General features: G+C 34.9%; 21 protein-coding genes. 11 read left to right on the top strand and 10 right to left on the bottom strand.

What is annotated here, in order from left to right:
- Positions 1 to 45: 45 nt before the first annotated feature.
- On the bottom strand, positions 46 to 954 hold the full coding sequence (locus HS129_07330) for a lauroyl acyltransferase (GenBank protein MBE7411862.1): 909 nt from the start codon (positions 952 to 954) through the stop codon (positions 46 to 48).
- Positions 951 to 1721 carry a tetratricopeptide repeat protein gene (locus HS129_07325; GenBank protein MBE7411861.1) on the bottom strand — a complete coding sequence of 257 codons (771 nt, stop codon included), beginning with the start codon at positions 1719 to 1721 and terminating at the stop codon, positions 951 to 953. The genes HS129_07330 and HS129_07325 overlap by 4 nt, the downstream gene beginning before the upstream one ends.
- A gap of 414 nt (positions 1722 to 2135) precedes the next feature.
- Between HS129_07325 and HS129_07320 the strand changes: the two genes are divergently transcribed.
- Positions 2136 to 2282: a hypothetical protein gene (locus HS129_07320; protein MBE7411860.1), complete on the top strand. Its 147-nt coding sequence runs from the start codon at positions 2136 to 2138 to the stop codon at positions 2280 to 2282.
- Between the two features lie 25 nt (positions 2283 to 2307).
- Positions 2308 to 2622, top strand: a complete 315-nt coding sequence (locus HS129_07315) for a hypothetical protein (protein MBE7411859.1) — start codon at positions 2308 to 2310, stop codon at positions 2620 to 2622.
- Positions 2623 to 2681: 59 nt separating this feature from the next.
- Here the strand turns inward: HS129_07315 and HS129_07310 are convergent, their stop codons facing one another.
- On the bottom strand, positions 2682 to 3698 hold the full coding sequence (locus tag HS129_07310; GenBank protein ID MBE7411858.1) for a hypothetical protein: 1017 nt from the start codon (positions 3696 to 3698) through the stop codon (positions 2682 to 2684).
- Positions 3699 to 3780: 82 nt separating this feature from the next.
- On the opposite strand from HS129_07310, the gene HS129_07305 reads away from it, so the two are divergent.
- Positions 3781 to 4437 (top strand): hypothetical protein, encoded by a 657-nt coding sequence (locus HS129_07305; GenBank protein MBE7411857.1) that lies wholly within the window; start codon positions 3781 to 3783, stop codon positions 4435 to 4437.
- Between the two features lie 11 nt (positions 4438 to 4448).
- Here the strand turns inward: HS129_07305 and HS129_07300 are convergent, their stop codons facing one another.
- Genes HS129_07300 through thiS form a run of 3 tightly spaced genes read right to left on the bottom strand, consistent with a single transcriptional unit; the run spans position 4449 to position 6894 of the window.
- Positions 4449 to 6014, bottom strand: coding sequence for an aldehyde dehydrogenase family protein (locus HS129_07300; GenBank protein ID MBE7411856.1), 1566 nt, complete (start codon positions 6012 to 6014; stop codon positions 4449 to 4451).
- Positions 5992 to 6687: a thiamine phosphate synthase gene (locus HS129_07295; protein ID MBE7411855.1), complete on the bottom strand. Its 696-nt coding sequence runs from the start codon at positions 6685 to 6687 to the stop codon at positions 5992 to 5994. Before HS129_07295 ends, HS129_07300 begins: the two co-directional genes overlap by 23 nt.
- Positions 6688 to 6693: 6 nt before the next feature.
- Positions 6694 to 6894 (bottom strand): sulfur carrier protein ThiS, encoded by a 201-nt coding sequence (gene thiS, locus HS129_07290; protein ID MBE7411854.1) that lies wholly within the window; start codon positions 6892 to 6894, stop codon positions 6694 to 6696.
- 234 nt (positions 6895 to 7128) lie between these two features.
- On the opposite strand from thiS, the gene HS129_07285 reads away from it, so the two are divergent.
- Entirely contained in the window at positions 7129 to 8433 is a 1305-nt protein-coding gene (locus tag HS129_07285; protein ID MBE7411853.1) for an ammonium transporter, read from the top strand.
- A gap of 12 nt (positions 8434 to 8445) precedes the next feature.
- Positions 8446 to 8790 carry a P-II family nitrogen regulator gene (locus HS129_07280; protein ID MBE7411852.1) on the top strand — a complete coding sequence of 115 codons (345 nt, stop codon included), beginning with the start codon at positions 8446 to 8448 and terminating at the stop codon, positions 8788 to 8790.
- Between the two features lie 49 nt (positions 8791 to 8839).
- Here the strand turns inward: HS129_07280 and HS129_07275 are convergent, their stop codons facing one another.
- From HS129_07275 to HS129_07265, 3 genes are read right to left on the bottom strand one after another with little or no spacing between them, the layout of a single operon-like run.
- The gene (locus tag HS129_07275; protein ID MBE7411851.1) at positions 8840 to 11842 is read right to left on the bottom strand and encodes a cache domain-containing protein; all 3003 of its coding nucleotides are present in this window, start codon (positions 11840 to 11842) and stop codon (positions 8840 to 8842) included.
- Between the two features lie 23 nt (positions 11843 to 11865).
- On the bottom strand, positions 11866 to 12750 hold the full coding sequence (locus HS129_07270; GenBank protein MBE7411850.1) for a glycyl-radical enzyme activating protein: 885 nt from the start codon (positions 12748 to 12750) through the stop codon (positions 11866 to 11868).
- Positions 12751 to 12755: 5 nt separating this feature from the next.
- Entirely contained in the window at positions 12756 to 15101 is a 2346-nt protein-coding gene (locus HS129_07265; protein MBE7411849.1) for a hypothetical protein, read from the bottom strand.
- Positions 15102 to 15277: 176 nt separating this feature from the next.
- Between HS129_07265 and HS129_07260 the strand changes: the two genes are divergently transcribed.
- From HS129_07260 to HS129_07245, 4 genes are all read left to right on the top strand, one after another.
- Positions 15278 to 15607, top strand: a complete 330-nt coding sequence (locus HS129_07260; protein ID MBE7411848.1) for a hypothetical protein — start codon at positions 15278 to 15280, stop codon at positions 15605 to 15607.
- Positions 15608 to 15740: 133 nt separating this feature from the next.
- Positions 15741 to 16688, top strand: a complete 948-nt coding sequence (locus HS129_07255; protein ID MBE7411847.1) for an OmpA family protein — start codon at positions 15741 to 15743, stop codon at positions 16686 to 16688.
- Entirely contained in the window at positions 16688 to 18244 is a 1557-nt protein-coding gene (locus HS129_07250) for an Ig-like domain-containing protein (GenBank protein MBE7411846.1), read from the top strand. Before HS129_07255 ends, HS129_07250 begins: the two co-directional genes overlap by 1 nt.
- A 71-nt stretch (positions 18245 to 18315) precedes the next feature.
- On the top strand, positions 18316 to 19074 hold the full coding sequence (locus tag HS129_07245) for a dihydrodipicolinate reductase (GenBank protein MBE7411845.1): 759 nt from the start codon (positions 18316 to 18318) through the stop codon (positions 19072 to 19074).
- On the opposite strand, the gene HS129_07240 is transcribed toward HS129_07245, so the two are convergent.
- Positions 19075 to 20229, bottom strand: a complete 1155-nt coding sequence (locus tag HS129_07240) for a SpoIIE family protein phosphatase (GenBank protein ID MBE7411844.1) — start codon at positions 20227 to 20229, stop codon at positions 19075 to 19077.
- A 479-nt stretch (positions 20230 to 20708) separates the two neighbouring features.
- Between HS129_07240 and HS129_07235 the strand changes: the two genes are divergently transcribed.
- Together HS129_07235 and HS129_07230 are read left to right on the top strand one after the other, a co-directional pair.
- A complete protein-coding gene (locus tag HS129_07235) occupies positions 20709 to 21050 on the top strand; it encodes a MarR family EPS-associated transcriptional regulator (protein MBE7411843.1) in 342 nt (113 codons plus the stop codon).
- A 44-nt stretch (positions 21051 to 21094) separates the two neighbouring features.
- Entirely contained in the window at positions 21095 to 21787 is a 693-nt protein-coding gene (locus HS129_07230; protein MBE7411842.1) for a hypothetical protein, read from the top strand.
- The last annotated feature ends 1 nt before the right edge of the window (position 21788 follow it).

The following is a 21788-nucleotide window of genomic DNA, read 5'->3' as shown; positions in this document are numbered from 1 at the left end:
TTTTTTTCATTTTTAGCCAAAAATGATTTTATGGCAGGTGGAAAATTATTTTTGATCGGGAAAATCTCCAGGCTTAGTTCTCCACCTTCTGTGAACCCAAAAGTACTGTTCGGGGAATAGCTTTATTTCTTCTTCCAATAACTTCACCCATTTTTCTGTGTAAAACCGAAGTGCTTTTTCTTTTGTTTCAAATTTCTCTTTTTCGATAAACCCAATGTCTTTCATCCTCATTAAGACCCTTCCTTTTTCAAGGCTTGTAATTGAGTAAAAAAGTAATCTCGAATTTGCAGCGTAAGCCATCATCACAGGGCCAACATAAGTTGACGCTGGCCGATTGAAAAAATTAATAAAAATTCCGGCTTTTCCTGCGTTTTGATCCGGACCAAAAGCAGTCCAATATCCTTTCTTGATTGCCTTTAGTACAGACACGGATTCTTCCATCGGGTACAGAATAATTTTATTTTTGGAACGCATTTTAAAAATCATAGAGTCAACTAATGGATTTCTGATTTTTTTGTACATTCCCACTCCTTGAAAACGAAGCCCAACAAGTTGAACAAAAATTTCCCAAACTCCAAGGTGACCCATTACAATGACGGCAGATTTATTCTCGGCTCGAATTTTTTTTTCAAGCTCAAGAGATTTCTCTTCATAGATTAAATACTTATTTACCCATTTTTTGTCTATCCTCGGTGCGAACAACGTACTACCGAGAAGAATGCCGATATGACGGAAGTGTTTTTTTACAAGATCAGAGATTTCTTTTTCGGTTTTTGTCGGAAAAGCAAAACATAGATTTTCTTTTGCGATCTTTTTATGCTTTTTTGCAAATGGATAAAAAAAGTTTACGATACAAACTCCAAGAAACAAACAAACCCTGTAGGGAAGAATTCTGAAGGGAAAATAAAATACACTTGCAGTTAAAAATAATATAAGATTAGAAAATTTTTTCATATTGAGTTTTCTTTTATTCTTATAGATGCACGCATTTCGCCTAACGTTTCTGCTTTTATCCATGCGTTATGTGCACTGATCGTATCTTTTAATTCCATGTAACAATTCCCTAAATACAACCATACACATCCATCTTCGGGGACTAATTTTAAATAGTCTAAATAATCCCTAATTGCACTTTCAAAATCTGTCAAAATAGCGTAAGCACAAGCTCTTCCAAACAGCGCATTTGAGACTTTGTTGTTTGAGTTTAAAATTTTATCAAAATAAATTAAGGCAGATTCAGGCTCTCCCAATTCGGTGAGACAAATTCCAAGATTGCAATTTGCATAAATATGCTCCGGAAGATAGGCTATTGCCTCTTCAAAAAATTTACTTGCTCTATTTAAGTCCTGTACATTAAAAAAAACATTGCCTAATTGAAATAGTGACTCTCCGATAATTTGTTCATCTTCGTCATCGCTTAGATTAATTGCATCTTCAAATTCTGAGATCGCTTTTTCAGGAAGATGAAATGTCATGTACGCTAGCCCAAGCGTATAATGAGATATTGGATTCTCAGGGCTTAAATTTACTGCTTGTTGTAAATCTTTTATTGAGTTGTGATCATCTTCCAACTCAATGTATGCCATTCCTCTTTCAATATGCAAAGAGACATTATCCGGGTCGTTCTCCAATAGCCTAGTTAAAACTTTAATAGCTTCTTCAAATTCTTTATTTTCAGAATATGTTATGGCTGAATTAAACTTTGCATTATCAGGTTCCATGTATAAAGGATTTTTAATATTTAAGATGAGTCAAACTATTTTTATCTATATAGGCTACTCAGTGGGGCTATTCAGAAGATTAGTGGAGAGGGCTGAAATCTTTTTTAATAGATTTATCTTTTAGGATAAGGTTTTGAGTTTCCGTTTTTAGTGCAGTTTTTGCACTTTTCGTGCTAAAATGTGGGATCTCCACTCTTTTCAGTAAAGTGCATGTTTTATACCAATTGTTCACCTTTCACGCAAAATGTGGGAACTCCAATTTTTTAGAAAATTTCAGAGTTTACGCCTTTAGTACAGATTTGGGACTTTTTCGTGCTAAAAAAATTTTCCAAAAATTGCAAAATTTTTTATCTAAAGCAAACTTTTTTACCTTATAGTTCAGAGCAAAGAAAAATTTACTTAAGGATGAAATTTATGAACCTACAAAATTTACAAGAAACACAATCAGATCTTGCTTTGTTCCGGCAAAATACATGGACGAGTTTAATAGAAGAACGACAGGTTTTTCGAGACGAAAATATTTGCGCACTGTTGAATAGATACAGAAACGTGATTCTTTGAAAGTGTATTTGAGAAGATGGAGAGGGTGAAAAGGCTTACAGAAAAGTCGGACAAAATTTGCAGAAGAAGTAATTTACCCCAAATAACGATGACTGGATTGAGCTTGGCATTCTTGCAGACTGGCACGGCACCACAAGACCGCTCTTTTACTCTTCTGTTAGTGCTTGACCTTGCCGAATGGGACATAATTCTCCTCACCAGATTCTTCGAGAATGGAGTTCCCACCCCGGTAACCACGATTGCGGGGGGAGCTTACCTCTCCAAGAGAAAAACTACCCGATATAATAGACTAAAACGACATAAACCCGACGAAAAAGAGAAAAAATTCAAAAAAATCTAACTTTAAAAAAAAAGAGCACCTTAAACAGGCGCTCTTTTCATATAACAGACTCGTATTTACTACTGAGCTGGTGGTGTTGAAGATGGAGCGATTGTCTTGATAGTGGTAGATGGAGGTGTTACATCAGAGAAGAATGTAATTTTCTTTACTTCGCTTTCGTTACCTACGTTATCAATAGCTTTTGCTTCGATACTGTGCTCACCTTGAGTAGTGATAGACACTGGCTCTGTGTAGGGTGTAAAATCAGAAGCTGAATCAATCTTGATTAAAACCTTAAAGACTCCACTTTCGTTATCTGTAGCTTTTGCAGAAATTGTTGTGCCTTTTTTAGAGTAATTCTTTCCATCAACTGTAAGAAAAGGAATAGATTCTTTTAATTCAACGGTAGGCTTTGTGTCGTCAACATTGATAATGTAAGTTGACTCATTGCTAGTATTTCCTGCGTTGTCGGTTGCTGAAAACTTTACAACGTGCATTCCTGATTTTTCAATTTTGATTGCTTGGTTAGTGTATTCTTGTTTTGTTTCGTTGTCAATTTGATACTCAATTTTTTTTACACCGGAAACCTTATCGTCTGCCTTGAAAGTATAAGTTGTCTTTGGAGAAGCAAAATTTTTTCCTTCAAGTATAAATGGAGGCTCACTGGGTGCAATCGCAACACTTGGGTTAGTGTTATCTACAATAACGATAAGCGCTTTTAAAGGCTCTTTATTTTCTGCCTTGTCTACAGCACGGTAGTTGATTGTAGTTTGACCTTCCTCTGATAAAGAAATAGGTGTACTATATTTTTGGAATTCTCCTCCATTGATTCTGTATTCGATATACTCGACTTGAGTATTGTCGTCAGTTGCTTTAAGCTCAAATGAGGTTTTTGAATTTACAAAAATTGCAGAAGCTGTAGCTGGTTGGTCTGATGCTGGATCATTCTTTGGCTTATCTTCTGGTTTTGTTTGTGGGCTTGTATTGGCTTCGGGGTTATCTGCGTTTGTATTGCCTGGTGCATCTTGACCGACTATTGAAAATACGAATATCAATGCGGACAAAACAAATATTTTTATAAGTGATGACTGTTTCATCGATTTTTTCTCCTAATATGTGATTTATTTAGTTGATTTTAGTCCATATTACAGTGTGTAATGCTATTGTCAAGATAGAGAAATGTATAAATATTTTCTTTTTATAAATTTTTTTTGTATTTATCATATATTTTTATATAGTAATTTTTCTGTGTTTGCGGATGAAAATCTATCAGAAAGGGTTTGGAGGATAAAAAACATCGAAGATTTTGAAAAAAACTCTCTATCTCATAAAAATTTGAGAATCATCGGGAATGAGGAGAATTCTCCAGAAGTTAGAATGAGCAGGAATGTAACTGCACCGATTCCAAATTCAACTAGGAGCCTACTACTTCGATTTTTTTCTACAGGCAATACTTTTCCGGTGGAGATATTTTTTGATAAACCTTTAGAAATTGGGGAATTTGTAAAAGAGTTTACTTTTCATATATATTCTTCAGGGAATGGTTCCAGGGTTTTCTTTTATTTAATAGATGTAAAAGGTGAAGTGCATAAAATATTTATATCCAATTTAACTTTTCAAGGTTGGAAGGCAATTCGAGTAGGTTTAGATACCAAGTTTGAGCAAAACGATCTTGTATTAAACCACTCATCCAAGGTATATTTTACAGGGTTTTTAATCGAGCCAAGAGAAAAAATTTTAAAAAATAAAGAAGACCTACTCGCAATAGACGATATATTTGTCACTATAAGAGAAAAATATAAGATTATCAAAAAATTGGATCAGTTGATCGAGTAAATTTTTTATATTTATCCAAAGAGTAAGTCCACAGCTTTTGAAAATAGGTTATAAATTCTTTTAGAGTAAGGAAACCACCATAGTTCTTTTTTAAATATCCAAAACCATCTATTCTTCATAATAGATTGGGATTGAGCAAATGCACGAATTCCTTCTTTCCCGTGCACTCTTCCAAGGCCACTTTCTTTAAACCCGCCAAAAGGAAGATCAGAGATCATGTAATTTGTCAGGCAATCATTAATACAAACTGACCCTGATTTTATACTCTCAGCGACTCTTTTCGCTTTTTTTGAATCTTTCGTCCAGACTGATGCGTTGAGTCCATAGTTTGTGTCGTTGGCTAAGTTTATCGCTTCCTCTTCGCTTGAAAATTCCATAATAGCGATTTCTGGTCCGAAAGTTTCTTCTTTCATGATTTTCATTTCATGGCTTACATTTACAACTACAGATGGCTCATGGAAGAGTCCATCGTGTCCGAGTTTTCTTGATCCTCCGAGAATTAGATTGGCACCTTTCTTTTTAGCGTCAGAGTAGTGAGACTCTACAATTTCGACTTGTTTATCAAAAGTCATAGACCCCACGCTTGGGAAATTCTCTGTAAGACCTTGCCTTACGTGATTGTATTCATTTTTTACTATTTCAATAAATTTCTGGAAAACAGATTTTTCTACATAGACTCTTTCTACAGAAATACAAGTTTGTCCCGAATTAAAAAAACCTCCCCAAAGCGCACCTTTGGCAGCTCTTACAAGATCAGCGTCTTCAAATACAATCATTGGGTCTTTTCCACCAAGCTCCAAGATGACAGGCTTTAACATTTTTCCGCAAGCCTCACCTATGATCCTACCTGTTCTTGTGGATCCTGTGAAGCAGATCATGTCTGTATTTTTAGATTCAACGAGTGCTGCGCCTGTTTCACCTTTACCTGTAATCACTTGCAATGCACCATCTGGGAGTCCGGCTCTTTTAAAAAATTCTTGTACTTTTAGAGTAGTGTATGGAGTGATCTCTGAGGGTTTTATCACAACAGTGTTCCCTGCCATTAGTGCATTTAGGATTGGATTTAGACTTAAGATAAGAGGGTAATTCCAAGGGGAAATAATTCCTACAACTCCAAAAGGGTGATAGTTTACATAACAGCTTTTCATTTGCATAAGACCGGAAGATCTTTTTTCATTAGATAAGTATTTGATTCCTTTTTTTGCAACGTAGGTTGTGGCTTCGCACTCTGCAAATACTTCTATAAGTGCGTCCATTCTGGTTTTTCCAGTTTCTTCGCAAATAGTAGAAATCATTTCTTCTCTACTCTGAGCCAAGATTTTACGAAATTTAAGGATAATTTTGGACCTATCTTTTAAAGAAAGTTTGGACCATGTGGAGTATTCTTTCTTGGCGATTAAAATTTTCTCTTCTACCATTTCTCGACTAAATACAGGCAGCTCCCCGATTGGTTTTAGTGTTGCCGGATTTAGTACGGTGAACATTTCTTTGGTTTTCTTTTTAGAAATTTTAGAAGTCTTAGAAATTTTTAAAGAAATCGATTTTTTCTTTAGGTTAGAAGTAGTTATTTTTTTCATAATTTCCATTTTCAGTTTTTCTTTCTAATTGGACAAGAGATTTTTTAATTATTGAAATACATTTTTCAAATCTTTTTTCTTTTGCAAATGCGCTAATGGATGCTGGAAAAAAATTCCCTGAAAAAAATACCGATTCTAAATTGTTTTCAGAGATTCCACCGATTGGAGCCAGTGCAATTTTAGAATGCAATTTAGCCGAATTTAGAAATTCTGCTCCCAGAACAGGATAATCACTTCTTTTCGTGTTTGTGGGGAAAATGGGTCCAATTCCAGAATAGTCCCAATCTTGTGGACTTAGATTTTCTAAGTCTGAAACACTGTGGGAGGATGTGCCTTTTATGATGTTAGAAGAAAATAATTCTTCTTTTTCTGTCCTTGTTAAAGTTTCAAAGTCTTCTTTCCCTAAGTGCAGCCCATAAGCCTTTTCACGGATTGCAAATTTCCAAAAATCATTAATTATGATTGGAAGATTTTTTATTTTTTTTAGAAAATAGAAATACTTATCGGAGTATTCTTTTTCGGAAAAGGATTTGCCTCTAAGTTGAAAAAACGGGATGTATTCGGACTTAGACTCCCATAACTCGATTAAGTTTTCTGGTTCAATAGAATTGAGTGTGCAATAGTCTAAATCTAAAATTGGGTAGAGTCCAATCGGTTTTGAAAAATTTTTCAAAAAAAATTATCCCCCGCCTACAAATCGAATTATTTCAATAGAATCGGATGAGGAAATCTTTTCTATTGGCCAATTTTCTTTATCTACAATAGATCCATTTTTTTCTATGGCTACGCTATTTTTAGATAGATTGAGGTGATCCAATAAATCGTCAATAGTATGTATCTTTTTAGATAAAAAATCGAAAATTTTTCCGTTAACAGTCAAATGAAAGCTCCTCCAAAATCCTAAAAAAAGGCTACAATCGAATTTTACACTTTATTCCTTAGACCAATATTTTGTAATTCTTAAATTTTCATTTTATTCATAGAAATTTTTTTGCATGGACTAAAAAATCAGAAAAGATGAAAAAATTTTATATTTTTAGAGGCACTGTGCTATAATTGGCACAATTATTGCATTCAAGTTTATATAGTAAATTTATTACACAGGATGGATTGTATGAAGTGGAAAAATCGTTTTATTTTGATTTGGGTCGTATTTTTAGGGGTTTTGCCGAACTTAGTGTTTGGGCAAGATACAATTGAACAAGCAGTAGTTCCAGCTATTCCAAGTTTAGATAAGGGAGATACAGCCTGGTTGATTATTTCTTCAGCAATGGTCTTCTTTATGATCCCTGGTTTAGCTTTATTTTATGGAGGAATTGTACGATCTAAGAACGTACTATCTACCATGATGCATAGTTTTATAGCAATTCTTGTAATTTCTATACAATGGGCGATATTTGGTTATAGTTTTGCTTTTTCTGGGTCGTCCCCTTATCACGGCGATTTTCAGATGCTTCTATTGGGGCAAATAAACGAAAACACTCTAGAGGGTACGATTCCAAAATATGTTCACTTTTTGTTTCAGGGAATGTTCGCTATAATCACCCCTGCACTAATTTCCGGTGCAATTGCAGAGAGGGTCAAGCTATCTGGGTACATAGTTTTTATTTTTCTTTGGGCGACTTTTGTTTATGATCCTGTGGCTCACTGGGTTTGGGCATCGGAAGGATTTTTGTTTAAGAAAGGAGCTTTGGATTTTGCCGGTGGAACTGTGGTTCATTTAATATCCGGTGTTGCCGGATTAGCCACAGCCTTAGTAATAGGCAGAAGAAAAGGAGAATTAAAATCTATTGCAAACCCAAACAATATGACTTATACTTTAATAGGAGCAGGGCTTCTTTGGTTTGGGTGGTTTGGTTTTAACGGGGGTTCAGGTCTTGTATTGAATGGAATTGCTGCGAGGGCATTTGTGGTCACTTTGATTGCACCGGCTGCAGCGGGTATATCATGGCTTGCAGTAGAGTATTTTCATACTAAAAAAGCAACAGCCTTAGGAGCAGCTTCTGGAATTGTTGCAGGGCTTGTAGTTATTACACCGGCTTCGGGTTATGTAGGTGTGGGTAGTTCCTTGATTATGGGGTTTATGGTTTCTCCCTTGTGCTACGGAGCTATTTTATTGAAAGGGAAATGGAAGTATGACGATGCGTTAGACGCATTCGGGATCCACGGGGTTGGTGGTGCGTTTGGTGCAATTTTAACCGGAGTATTCGCAATCTCTCTGGCTACAGGAGTGAAATCAGTTTTTGAGCAGGTGTATCTCCAGATTTTTAGCGTAATTGTTACCGGGTTGTATTCTTTTGTATTGTCGTATATCTTAGCGTTTGCAATAGAAAAAACTATAGGGTTTAGAATTGAGGAGACAAAGGAAATTAATGGTCTTGACGAAGAGATTCACGGAGAGAAAGGATATAGTATTTAAAAAGGAGAAATTATGAAATTAATCATAGCGATCATTCAACCAAATAAATTGGAAGAAGTAAAAGCAGAGTTAACGAAGAATGAAATCTTTAGACTGACTGTGAGTGAAGTACGAGGTTATGGTCAGCAAAAAGGAAGAACAGCAGTTTTCAGAGGTCACGAGTACGATATAAATTTGTTGCCAAAAGTCCGTTTAGAAATTGCCGTAAACGATGCATTTGTAAAGCCGACAGTGGATGCAATTTTGAAGTCGGCAAAAACAGGGGAGGGTAAGATCGGAGACGGGAAAATATTTATATTGCCGATAGAAGAAGTGATTCGCATAAGGACTGGAGAAAAAGGCTCTACTGCGATTTAGAGTGGTTTAGCTACGGGGTGGTGCTAGCTACCCCGTTCTAATTTTTCATTTAGTATAGACTTTTGATTTTTTCTTTGAACTTGTCGTTTGGAATAAGACCCTCACTATCTTGGGAATACTCAGGTCGAATTCTGTCTAAATAATACATTTGCACTTTGCCTTTATTTTTTGCTTCTACCTCTCCTCGGAATCTGCACTCAAAATAATGATTCACTAAGTTGTGTGTGGTAGAAGAAATATTGATTTCCCCGGTCGCCCCGCTCGACTCCATTCTACTCGCCATATTGACTGTATCTCCCCAAACATCGTAATTGAATTTTTTTTCTCCAACCACTCCTGCGATCACCGGTCCCGAATGAATTCCTATTCGCAATTCCCAAAACGGAAGCCCTAAGGATTTTTTAATATCTTTCATCTGATTCATAAATGCTCGAATCTCTAAAGAAGCAAGACAAGCATCTATTGCATGAGTCTTATTCGATTTTGGTAAACCACCTGCGCACATGTAGCTGTCACCGATTGTTTTAAGTTTTTCTAAATTGTATCTTTCTGTAATATTGTCAAATTGTGAAAAGCAACCATCCAATTCTTTGATTAACTCTCTCGGAGTTAGAATTTCTGCAATTTGAGTGAATCCTTTGAAGTCTGTAAATAAAATAGTCGCATTTTCAAAATAGTTCGGCTCTACTTGTCCCTTTTGTTTTAATTCCACCGCAACTTCTTCAGGCAAAATATTTAAAAGAAGTTGATCCGATTTTTGCCTTTCTAAATTGACTTCTTGAAATAGTTTAGAGCTGTAAATGATACCCGCGAGATGTTCCCCAAGTATGGAAAGTTTATTTATATCGTCTTTGGATAATTCCATTTTACCGGTATTGTACAAATCTAAAAATCCTATTGGTTCATTTTGGAGTACAAGTGGAATGATTAGTATAGATTCCATTTTTGTCATTTCTTGGTTGAAAAGCTCTTCCGGTGTCATTCCTGATTTTCTGATTTTGGGAGCATAGAAAGGTCTTTTTGCTTTAAAAGCAAGTGCGTGTGCTCCTTTCACATTTTTGATTTTTGTAGTATAGTTCTCGCTTTTTTTTCGGTCAGAATCTGTTACAAAATCCGGCATTTGATTGTCGATTGAAACAAGGCTTTCTTTATCTTTGTCAACAATCGCTAAACCGTAATAATTGATATTGTAGTTTGACTTGATATAAGAGTGAACTTTTTTCATAACTACAGAAAAATCTAAGTCTTCGTTTAAGCTCTTCAGTAATTTATTTAGAGCTTCTGTTTCGTATTTTTGATTTTCAGTTTCATTTTTTGCTTCGTCTGTTTTTTTCAATAATAGTGAGTTGTAAATTGCACCGGTGATATGCCTGCTGAAATTTTCAATTCTACGAATTTCTTCTTTAGCGAATTTTATTTTTCTGGAATAGGATGTCAAAAGCATCAACCCGAAAGGATTGTTTTGAATTACTAAGGGAATCGCATGAAAACAATCGTAATTTAGAGTCCGAATCATTTCTCCCGGTATGTCATTTGGAATATTATTTTTATCTACTTCGGACATATAAAATGCTTTTTTTCGGACAAAGATTTTGTATAGCAACCCACCTTCTTTTTCATTCAAAGGAAGAATCAATTTTCGAGAATATTCAATCATATTTTTATCAACCTTAGGCATGGTTGTATTGAATGTATATAGTACATTTTTTTCTTCGTCTTTTAGCATTACAATAGTTCCATCAATCGAAAACTCATTGTCAAAATATTGAAAAATTAAATCGAATATGTTGTTTAGCTTGGATTCTGAATTAATATTTTTTGTAATTTCGTTGATTTTTTCGATTTCATTTTTTGCTTTTTCTAATTGAAAAGTCCTTTCTTCTACCTTTGATTCTAAGTTTTCATTCAACTCTTTCAGTTCGCTATTAGCTTTAGAAATAGTGGCGGTCATTTCATTGAAGTTTTGAGCAAGCTCACCGATTTCATCCTTAGTTTCAATTTTTACAATCGTATTTAATTTTCCTTGTTTTAGAGAATTTATGGAGCTCATTAAATTTTGAATAGGCTGGGATAGGAATGAGCTTAGCTTAATAGAAACAATTACTAAAATAATCGAGGTCAATAAAAGTGTAGATAAAATAATTGTTTTAATAATAGTCAGGCTTTCATTGATTTCATCCGTGTAAATGGACGTGGCAATAAGCCAATCTATTTCAGGGATGTATTTGAAGTAGGCGATTTTTTCTCTTCTTTCATTTTCGTTTGGATTTTTCCAGTCATAAATAATTTTTCCATTTTTCTTTTTTAGCATTTCTCTGATAAAATAAATTCCTTTGGAGTCTTTGGAGTCGTAAGTTTCTTGACCTTCTATGAATGGGTGAACTATTACTTTTCCGTTCTTGTCTAAAATATACATGTACCCGCTTTTTTGAAATTTGATAGATAAAATTTCTTCTCTAAAATCTGAAGGCTCTATAAAATGGTTGAATTCTGACTTATACGAAGATGCCCATACGATTAAATCCCAAGGCTCGAAATATTCTAAACCTGCGGCTTTTAGCCTCTCGCTTTCTTCACCCGGATTTTTCCAAGGGTATTCTAAGTATCCTGTCTTCATGGCAGTTGCCTTTTTCATAAAATCAGCTTTACTCGCATCTGTTCCTTCTGCCTTCGGGTGGATGGTTAAAATTCCCTTACTTGAAACTCCGGCTACATAACCTGTCTCTCCAATTTTTGCAAAGTTGGACCGCAAGAAAATATCTTTGACCTTATTGTATGCTTCTTTTTCAGATAGGTTCCCTTTTTTATATTCGCTGTAATAATACTCTGCGATATTTTTTCCTCTGGTCGCAACCGTCCTAAGATGATTTCTTACAGAGCTTGTAATCACTGTTCTTACAAGGCTTACAGTGTTGTTTGTAATATTTTCCATTGAGGAATCTATATAGGTTTGAACTATATTTTTTATCGAGAAGTATAGGATACTTCCACTGATTAAAACAAGTATTAAAAAAATTGAATTGCCGATGAGTAGTTTTTCTCTGATTTTCATTTGTGTTTCGTCTAAATTTTCCCTTATACAACTTGAATTTGATTTTTTTTAAATAGCTTTTTAATTTCTATAAATTTTTCTTCAGGGTATGGAGGGAGATTTAATTTTTCTGAAGTTCTGCCGATACCGTCTAATTTATTTTCGTAAAAATTGTGGTATTTCAGAAGTGAAATTTTACTAACATTCAACCCTTTTAAAAAACAAATAAAATCTTGTAAATTGACATCTGTGTCAGTTATATTTTGAATTAGAGGAATTCTAAATAGAATCGGGAATTTTTTTTTAGAAAAATTTCTTGCATTGTTTAGAATTATTTTGTTATCAACCCCTGTAAATTTTTTATGGGATTCTGGATGAAATAATTTTAGATCGAAGTAGATCATATCTAATTTTCTAAAAATATTTTCTAATTTTTCAAAAGAAAATAAACCGTTTGTTTCTATATTGGTATGAATGTCGTGGGCTTTGCATAAATTTAGAACTTCTTCTAAAAATTCAATTTGGGTGCTCGCCTCTCCTCCAGAAAAAGTTACACCTCCATTATTTTTATAGTAGGGAATATCTTTTATGATTTCTTCAAAAATTTCTTTGGAAGAATAATCCTTTCCGATTAAACTAAGTGATCCGGTCGGACATACGTTTATACATACCCCGCAGGAGTTACACTTATCGTAGTCTATTTTATTATTTTTATTTTTAGAAATTGCATGAGTTGGGCATGCAGCAATACAGTCTCCGAATCCTTGGCAAGAATTTGGCTGAAAAAGAATTTGATTTTCTTTTTTTTGGCTTTCCGGATTTTGGCACCAGACACATTTCATATTGCAGCCTTTGAAAAAAATAATCGTTCTAATCCCCGGCCCGTCGTGGACCGAAAATCTCTGAATATCAAATACCCTTCCTTGCAATTCGACTAACGCATCTTTTGAAGAGTTCTGTTTAGTATCTCAAGCTGCATCTTTGGGCTTAGATCGACAAAATAGGAAGAATACCCGGAAATTCTTACAATTAGATTTCTGTGCTTTTCCGGATGCAGAATTGCGTCTTGTAAAACTTCGGGCTTTAATATATTTACTTGGAGTTGCATTCCACCCGATTGAAAATATCCTTCGATAAGTATGCTTAATATGCTTGGGTTGTCGTTAATTATATCGTAGTCAAATTTTACGTTTAGATTTACTCCGTTTGCAAATACAGAGTGGTCAATAGATGTAACAGAATGAAACATAGCAGTGGGTCCGAGTCTGTCAACCCCATCTGTAGGAGAAATTCCATTAGATAAAGACTCCCCTTTGAGCCTTCCAGAGGGTAGTGCGGGCATTCTTTTTCCAAAAGCTCTGTGGCAGGTCATGGAATATAGCCCCGGCATCCAGTTCCCGCCTCTTGTATTTTTATTTTCAGAGATTAGCCTATCGAATATTGTAGCTAGTTTTTTTGCGATTTCGTCACAGGGCTTATGGTCGTTTCCGAATTTGGGTAGTTGAAGGATTCTTGCTCTCATTTTTTCAAACCCTTTAAAATTCTTTTTGCAAGCCTTAGCAAAATCACCCAAGGAATAATCTTTTCTTTGGAAAACAAATTCATAAATGGAATACACTGAATCGGCTAAATCTGCAAGCCCCACTCCTTGGATTCCGGATGCGTTATAATTTGCTCCACCTTCGGTTAGGTCTTTTGCATTTTCGATGCACCCAGTAACTGTAGTAGAAGAAAATGGTACTGGGTGGAATTTTGCGTTTGCTTTTTCGATATAGTCTAAGTCTTCTTTTAGGTTGGAAATTAAAACTTTCACAACAGACTCAAGCTCAATTAGAAAATCTTCAAAACTAAGGATGTTTTTTAGTTTTTTCGTTTTTAAAAATCTTTTTGAAAATAGATTTTTATTTAGCCTTTTTCCCTCTCCGAGTAGAATTTCAAGAGCTAAGGGAAGATTCATTAAGGCAGCATCAGACGAGGTAACCGATTCACCTGTAATCGCAGGCTCTACACAACCTACTGTAGAGTAATTCCAAACTACTTTTTTCGGAAAACCCCTTTTTAATAGAGAAGGTATGATTACGTCGTCGTTATAAATTGCAGGGGAGCCACTACCTTTTTTGAGTACAGAAAATACTTTTTCCTTGTAACTTTCCTTAGAAGATTTACTAAACCTTGCGTGCCAGTTGGGTTGCCTTGTAGGAAAAGCGTCCAATACTTTCAGAAATATTGCAGTTAGCTCGTTGGACAAATCTTTACCCTTAGAATCTACGCCACCGAGTGTAATCGCTTGACCGATTGGAAAGCCCCCAAAGTATTCTGTTATGCGATTAGAGAATAGAGGAAAAATTTCTGATAGTTTTAAAGAGAATGCGCATAACGTATCTTTCACTTTTCCTTCGTCAAAATTTCCAGACTTTTTTTCAGATAGATAAATCGGATACAGATATTGGTCTATCCTTCCAAGGCTGATTCCCTGATCTAAGGATTCAATTTGGATCGCCATCTGAAAAAACCAAATAGTTTGCAAGGCTTCTGTAAGGTTTTTTGCGGGGTATTTTGGTGAGTTCTTTAAAACTATCGCAATATCTGTACGGCCTTTTTCTATTGCTAATTTTCTGTATCGATCCGAGAAATTTTCTAAGGCTTCAAGAACTATAATTTGAGAGTTTAAAAAATCTAGCTCGCTTTCGCCTAACTTCTTTGATTTTTTTACCTTTTCTATATCTTTTTTTAGTCCGGATGTACCTTTTTGTAAAATGTTTTCATAATTCGGTAAAAAATGTGCAATCCCGCCTGCTTCGTTTATAATGTATTTTACTGCACTTAGTTGGTCCGAGATATACCGAACTCTTTTCCAAAATGGAAAAGCCTTAAAGGCTAAATTTCTTGTACTCCAATAAAGCATTACAAAAAATAGTTTCCATTTTTTGTCTTTTGGAATAGAAATTGGGTTTGTTTTTCTTTTTTCAAATCGAAACAAGTCCTCCAGCATAAATCCACCTGTAAGCTCAGGCTGGCAAATTGCACCGAGCCTATTTTCTGTATGAGTGCCGACGAGAATTTCATCGGGATAGATTTCTATACTTCTTTTGTTTAAATGGTATGAGAATGCATTCGCCATTTTCAGATATACTGAAGAATAGTCCTTGGATTTTTTTCTAAAAAACTCAGTATAGTGAATTGCTCTTTCTTCGCCAATTGTGACTTTTTCTTGTTTGTATTGTTGTGAAAGATTTTTAATCTTGTTTGAAGTTGTCCAATTCTGTGTTTTTATTTTCATGTCTTTATTATACTTACAATAAAATTATTTTCAATCCTTTTTATTTTTTTTTTTACCCTCGAAATTGACTTAAAATATGTCTCAATATACGTTTTAATATACAATTTAGAAATTTTTTTCAACCATTGTTTTATTTTTAATAACTCATTCGTCGAAGTTCATAGAGAAAGGGTAAGATGAAAATTCAGAATTCAAGTACTGCAAAAGGAATAGTGGTCTTCTTAGTTCTTCTATTTCCGTATTGTATGGTCGATGCGAGACTGAATAGGATTCAAGAATTCCCTGATGTGAAAACCAGAAAGGCATACCTTTTACTTCAATCCCAAAATCTAAAACAATCTTGTGTTTTACAAGCAATCGAAATTCAATTAATTCAAGATTTTGGAATTACTCAAGGGAAAAAAAATTATTCGATTTCAATCTATCCTGAATATTTTTCTCTCCCCTTTATCCAAAAGTTTTACAGATTCACTACACTCCCACCACCCACTACTTCTCTTAGTTAAATAAATATACAATTTTTATTTTTCTTTAGAAGTTTCAGAAAAATAGAATTTAAGATTTTCAAGGAAAAAAGAAAATCTATGAGTTTGCTATATAGAAAAAAAGATATTTTAAATTATAAGGAGATCAATTAACATGAGAAATTTATATTTTCTCACTATACTTACCCTATTTTCACTAGGTTGCGGAACTACTCAACAATTGGATCTATACAACCCCTATCCGGATAAGCAGCTCATCTTGGACGGAACAAACGTTTCTTGTACCGATTCCTATGAAAGAAAACTCTGGTACATATTGTATGGGAATTACCAACTAAATCATATAAACACAAGAGAGCTTTTTCCTGTATTGGATTACACATACAAGATAGAGCAGGTAGCCACAGTTGGAGATAAAATCTTGTCTATATTTACCGGCTTATTTTTATCTGTGAGCAGAAAGACCTTAGTCGTAAAGACCTGTCAATCTGTTGCGAAACTACAAAAACCAGAAGTCGCTGAGCCTGATGAGGAAGAAGTCTCTACCCCGGAAAAAATAGACCCTAAGGTTGACTCCAAGATAGAAGAATTAGAAAAAGAAGTTTCATTTCTAAAAGGAAAAATTTCAGGCATAGAGACTACAGTGGGTTGGATGAATTCACCTTCTCAACACGAAACAAAAGATTCAGATACAAAACAACAAGCACACCATAGAGGAATGGGAGAGGAGAGTGAAGACACAACTTCTAAGATTTTGTCTATGCAACCAAAAGAAGTTTCTAGACATTCGTTTTTATTCAAAATCGGCTCATCTCAAATAGCCAAAAACGATAAAGCAAAAATCAAAAGTTTAAAAGAAATCTTTCAAAAACCATTTTCTAAGATTTTAGTTATAGGCTCTGCGGACTCTACTGGAAATTTTAAAAACAACTTAAATCTATCTTGGAGAAGGGCTGAAGCAGTTAGGAACGAAATTACAAAACTTGGAATTCCAAAGGATAGAATTATAATTTCAGGTGCAGGTGAAAATAAAGGAAGAGAGTCGTCTGCAGATGAAAGTTTAAGAAGAGTGGACATCTATTTAGTGCAAGGAGGAGAGTAATGAAAAAGTTAATTTTTAGCGTATTTTTTGCAAGTCTCTTTATATTGAATTGTGGAGTTGCAATGGGTGCTCTTGGTCTGGATGACAGTGGCACCAATGATAAAAAAGACCTTCTCATGGGCGTTCTTGGGCTGGCTTTAGCTTCGGGAAGTTCTTCAAGTAATTTGGAAATAGACACAACTGTTCCCGGATCATGGGAAGAGGGAGTGAGTATTCGACCGATTATTTATGTTAAGTTCAAGACTGACTTGGATTCTAGTACGATTACTACAGATAACATTAAGTTAATGGAAGGTGCTACAGAGTTTGGAATTAGTTTAAAAGCTCAATCTACAAATTCTATCTTAATTACTCCAGTCGGAGATTTAAGAATCAACACTTCTTATACAGTGAAATTACTTACAGGGCTTAAAGACAGTAGTGGTTTGGCTTTGGGTGAAGAATACAATTGGAGTTTCACAACCTCCAGCTCAGAAGCTGACTCAGGTAGTGTAATTACTTTTGCCGGAAGTGGAACTGCCGGAAATGCAGATGGAACAGGAACTGCTGCGAGCTTTAATGGACCTCAGTATTTGGTAGGAGAGCTTTATGGTGCTTCTATTTTCATTACAGACACAGGGAACCACAGAATCCGAAAAATTGTTCTATCCAGTCAAGTAGTAACTACAGTTGCAGGCTCTACTTCCGGTTATACTGCAGGCACCGGAGTTGCAGCCAGATTCAACTCTCCAAAAGGAATATTTTTGGCTACGATAAGTGGAGTTACTTATTATTTTGTATCGGATAGCGGAAATAACGGAATCCGAAAAATGACCGCAGCCTATGTGGTTTCTAACACTTATGGAACAAATACAAATGCTGCAGGATTTGTGATAGCAAATAATTCTACTTCCCAAAGGTATAGAAACCCTGAGGGGTTTGCTGTAGATTTAGCGATTGGACACCAGTATATTGCAGATACAGGAAACCATTGTATTCGTAGAGCCAATTATGCAGGCCAAGGTGTAAGCAATTCGGCTTCGAATACTACTTGTTTTGCAGGTGCAAACCCTTCTGGTGGTATTGGAACGGCAGGATTTACAAATGGAGCAAACACCTTAGCCAGATTTAACAACCCGAAAGGATTGGCGGTAGATAATGATGGAAATATATATGTAGCGGATTCAGGAAACCATAGCATTAGAATCATCACTCCATCAGGAGTTGTGGGGACAATTGCAGGGAATGGAACTTCCGGTTATGCGAATGGGCTTGGGAGTGCAGCAAGGTTTAGCTCTCCTGCGGGGATTGTATCGGATGGAGCCAACACACTGTATGTAACAGATACAGGAAATTGTGCTATAAGAAAACTAACCCTATCCAGTGATAAGTCCACAGCTAACGTTTCAACATTTGCAGGTGCTAATACAGATGTAACTTCTGGAAATTGCAGCTTGGTAAATGGTACAAGATTGACCTCCAGATTCAACTCACCAAAAGGTTTGTGGAGAGATTCCAACGGGAATTTATATATCACCGATACCGGAAACAACGTAATACGGAAAATATCTCCTTAATTTAAGATAGCAACTCTTTGGCCTTTAGTTTTGTTTCACTTAAAGGCCGTCTTTTTGAAAAGGAGGTTTTTATGAAGGTTGGGTTAATGGGTTTTGGAAAAACCGGGAAGGCTGTTGCTTCAGTAATTTTAAAAAATGAGAAAATGAAATTAGAATGGGTGATTCGTAAGTCTGAAATTTTAGAACAACGCTCTGTCTCAGAATTTTTAGGAGAAAATATAGAAGACCAAGGAAGAATTTATTCAATTCAAAAAATTAGAATATCAAAATTATTAGACGAGCACCCTGTAGATGTAATCATAGATTTTTCATCTGAAGAAGGAATTCATTATTATGGAGAAGAGGCTGTAAAAAGAAAGATAAAAATCATAAGTGCAGTATCACACTACGACAATAAAATTATTCAAAAGTTAAAAAACTATTCTAAAAAAACGGCAGTATTTTGGTCTCCAAATATTACAATTGGAGTAAACTATTTAATCATAGCTACAAAGTTCTTAAGGAAAATTGCTCCGGATATTGACATGGTTATTTTAGAAGAGCACTTTAAAGAAAAGTTAGAAGTGTCAGGGACTGCAAAAGTGATTGCCGAGAATTTGAATATAGATCATACAGAAATTAAATCCACTAGAGCTGGAGGAATTATTGGAAAGCATGAGATTATATGTGGTTTTCCATTTCAAACGGTCAGACTTACTCATGAATCTATTGCGAGAGAGGCTTTTGGGAACGGGGTAGTTTTTGTTGCTGAAAATTTAGAAGAGAAGACAAAGGGTTTCTTTTCATTTGAAGAGCTTTTGTTGCCATATTTTTCAGATAGATACAATTAGTTAAAAAACTTTTACGATGATTAAAGTAATATCATCTTCTTGAATCGAATCTTCTGTAAACTCTCTGGATGAATTATAAATCAGTTCTACGATTTCTTTTGCGTTTAGGTTTCGATTGTCATGCAAAATTTTAACGGTATTTTCAAATCCAAACCTATCTTTGGATTTTTTCCTTGCTTCAAAAAGTCCATCTGTTGCAAAAAGGCAAATATCCCCATTTTCCAATAGCAACCTTGAAGAATTTTCATATTTCACAGAATCTTGGATCCCAAGGGGCAAGTTCATGCTTTTTAACTCGTGCTTGATTTGCCCGTCTTTATCAATTATATATCCGGAAGTGTGACCTGCGCTTGAAAATAGAATGGATTTTTCTATTGGATCTAAACTGGCTAAAAAAAGAGTCACAAATCTTTTCCTGTCAGAAATATCTTCAAACAAAACATGGTTTAAGTTTTCTAAAATTTTTCCAAGGTCAATAAAATTCAGGCAAAACGCCCTTAAATAAGCTCTGGTAGAAGACATTAAGAGAGATGGACCCAGACCATGACCACTAACGTCCCCAACTACAAGTCCGATAGTATTGTCCAACATCTGTATAAAATCAAAATAGTCTCCACCGGTTTCTTCTGCCGGATAAGAATTCCCTGCAATGTCAAATCCGGCTAATTTAGGAGGGCTTTGAGGAAATAACCCGCTTTGAATGATTTTAGCAATTTTCAATTGCTCATTTTTCTCTTTTAGGATTTCTTGAATTTGCTGACGGTGTAACCGAATTTTGAATTCTCGAATCTCTCTTTCAATTGCAGGAAGAAGTCTTGTCATATTGTGCTTCATAATATAGTCAACAGCACCAAGTCTCATCGCCTCAACCGCTATCTCTTCTCCAACGCTTCCTGAAATCAGAATAAAAGGCAGATCAATCTTTTCTGATTTTATAAACTCTAAAGCCTCCAAACCATTAAAACTTGGAAGTGAATAATCAGCCAAGATGATATCAAAATTATTTTTAGAAATGGAATTTTTAAGCCCTTGGATGCTGTCTACACTTGTGTGGATTGGAGTAAAATTATTTTTCTTCAATAACCTAAGAATCAACTCGATGTCTTCTTCTGAGTCTTCTATAAATAAAATATTAATATTTTTATCGTTTTCCATCGGGGGTGTCGAATTCAGAAAAAAATCTCAGTTTCGATGAAAGTCAATTTCTATCTGAAAAAATTAAATAGTGGAAAATAATTTCTGATTAGTCAAGATATTTTTTGAATCACTAAAAAAAAGGAATTCCTAATCGCACTGTTTTGCTGATTCAGAAATATAGTTCTTTGGCAATCGGACATTACCGAATGGGCATAATCCCCCTACTCGATTTAGGAGGGTGGAGTTCCCACATAGATAGTCGCGTCTATAAAGCCCCTCTAAAAGAAAATCTCCGGCATGATAGGCAAATACGATATAATTTGTGAATTTAAAGTAAAAAGCTCTGAAAAATAGGGGAAAACAAAAGCAAATAGGTTGGAAAAAGTTGAATTACAGGTCGCGTACTTTCAGAAAAAACTTGCCAAAATAAGAGCCGTAGTTTTAGTGTTCAAGTATTGAACATATTTTAAAAAATATGTGACTCACGCGGCAAAGCTATGCTTTCAGACGAAATACGACATAAAATCTTTCGAGCAATCGAAGAAAATCCTGAAATTAGCCAAAGAATACTCGCAGATCAATTGGGTGTTAGCCTTGGAAAAGCAAATTATTGTATTCAAGCACTAATGACAAAGGGTTGGATCAAAGCCCGAAATTTCAAAAACAGCAAAAATAAATTATCTTATTCGTATCTTTTGACTCCAAGCGGAATTGAAGAAAAAGCAAGACTCACTGTTCGCTATTTGAAAAACAAGATGCAAGAATACGAAATATTGAAAAAGGAAATAGAAGAGCTTTCCAAAGAAGTAAAGGAATCTGAATTTCTAACATTTCCTTAACTGTGTAGATAGAAGTGAATAATTTTAAATAAGGTCGGAGTTTTATGGAACAAAATAATATAGAAAATGATGAAGTTTCCTTGGTCGATATCGCTAAAACTTTAGTGATTCGACGGTTTTGGTTTCTTGGCTTTTTTATGTTTGCTTTTCTTTTGACGTTGGTTTTTGCATTTATAAAATATCAAAAAGTGAAAGAGATGCAAAACGCACCGGCAGAGTACGTTAGGTACACTACGTATTTATCGGTTGGATTAGTTAATTCTACAGGAAATTTATTGATTGAACCACTCAAATCGATTGAGATTGAGCTAAATGAGGTATACACCAAGGAATTAAATAACAAATTTTCGATTAATATAGTTCATGATTGGGAAAAAATGGGAAACCTGATGAAAATTGTCACTCAAATTCCTTTATCAGAGGATAATAAGACAATTAGTCTTGAAATAGAAAAATACCATAGAATAGTTTTACAACCAATTATAGATAGGCATAATAGGTTTTACAACGATATTGCTGAAAAGAATGCAAGACAAGGGGTAAATTCAACTCATGTAAGTAGGACAGAAATAGTCTCACTTGCACAAAAGGCAACCCTCCAAAGTGATTCTCTATCTAAACTTACTCCAACAAATATTTTAATATTTGGATTTTGTGTAAGTATATTAATTGGGTTAGTCGGTGTATTTTTTTTAGAATTTACGGTGCAGGTAAAGAAATCATTAAAAGGACATTAAA

The sequence above is a fragment of the Leptospiraceae bacterium genome (assembly GCA_015075105.1).
In the GTDB taxonomy this organism is placed as follows: domain Bacteria; phylum Spirochaetota; class Leptospiria; order Leptospirales; family Leptospiraceae; genus JABWCC01.
The sequence above is the reverse complement of the archived record's forward strand: the minus strand, read 5'-3'. Positions and strand labels throughout refer to the sequence as shown.

Bases quoted from the DNA above. Each gene is read 5' to 3' on its own strand.
- HS129_07265 (MBE7411849.1), bottom strand. From the start codon at position 15,101: ATGAAAATAAAAACACAGAATTGGACAACTTCAAACAAGATTAAAAAT.
- HS129_07240 (MBE7411844.1), bottom strand. From the start codon at position 20,229: ATGGAAAACGATAAAAATATTAATATTTTATTTATAGAAGACTCAGAA.
- HS129_07230 (MBE7411842.1), top strand. From the start codon at position 21,095: ATGGAACAAAATAATATAGAAAATGATGAAGTTTCCTTGGTCGATATC.
- HS129_07330 (MBE7411862.1), bottom strand. From the start codon at position 954: ATGAAAAAATTTTCTAATCTTATATTATTTTTAACTGCAAGTGTATTT.
- HS129_07245 (MBE7411845.1), top strand. From the start codon at position 18,316: ATGAAGGTTGGGTTAATGGGTTTTGGAAAAACCGGGAAGGCTGTTGCT.
- HS129_07255 (MBE7411847.1), top strand. From the start codon at position 15,741: ATGAGAAATTTATATTTTCTCACTATACTTACCCTATTTTCACTAGGT.
- HS129_07285 (MBE7411853.1), top strand. From the start codon at position 7,129: ATGAAGTGGAAAAATCGTTTTATTTTGATTTGGGTCGTATTTTTAGGG.
- HS129_07280 (MBE7411852.1), top strand. From the start codon at position 8,446: ATGAAATTAATCATAGCGATCATTCAACCAAATAAATTGGAAGAAGTA.
- HS129_07310 (MBE7411858.1), bottom strand. From the start codon at position 3,698: ATGAAACAGTCATCACTTATAAAAATATTTGTTTTGTCCGCATTGATA.
- HS129_07235 (MBE7411843.1), top strand. From the start codon at position 20,709: ATGCTTTCAGACGAAATACGACATAAAATCTTTCGAGCAATCGAAGAA.
- HS129_07305 (MBE7411857.1), top strand. From the start codon at position 3,781: ATGTATAAATATTTTCTTTTTATAAATTTTTTTTGTATTTATCATATA.
- HS129_07320 (MBE7411860.1), top strand. From the start codon at position 2,136: ATGAACCTACAAAATTTACAAGAAACACAATCAGATCTTGCTTTGTTC.
- HS129_07275 (MBE7411851.1), bottom strand. From the start codon at position 11,842: ATGAAAATCAGAGAAAAACTACTCATCGGCAATTCAATTTTTTTAATA.
- HS129_07260 (MBE7411848.1), top strand. From the start codon at position 15,278: ATGAAAATTCAGAATTCAAGTACTGCAAAAGGAATAGTGGTCTTCTTA.
- HS129_07325 (MBE7411861.1), bottom strand. From the start codon at position 1,721: ATGGAACCTGATAATGCAAAGTTTAATTCAGCCATAACATATTCTGAA.
- HS129_07300 (MBE7411856.1), bottom strand. From the start codon at position 6,014: ATGAAAAAAATAACTACTTCTAACCTAAAGAAAAAATCGATTTCTTTA.
- HS129_07250 (MBE7411846.1), top strand. From the start codon at position 16,688: ATGAAAAAGTTAATTTTTAGCGTATTTTTTGCAAGTCTCTTTATATTG.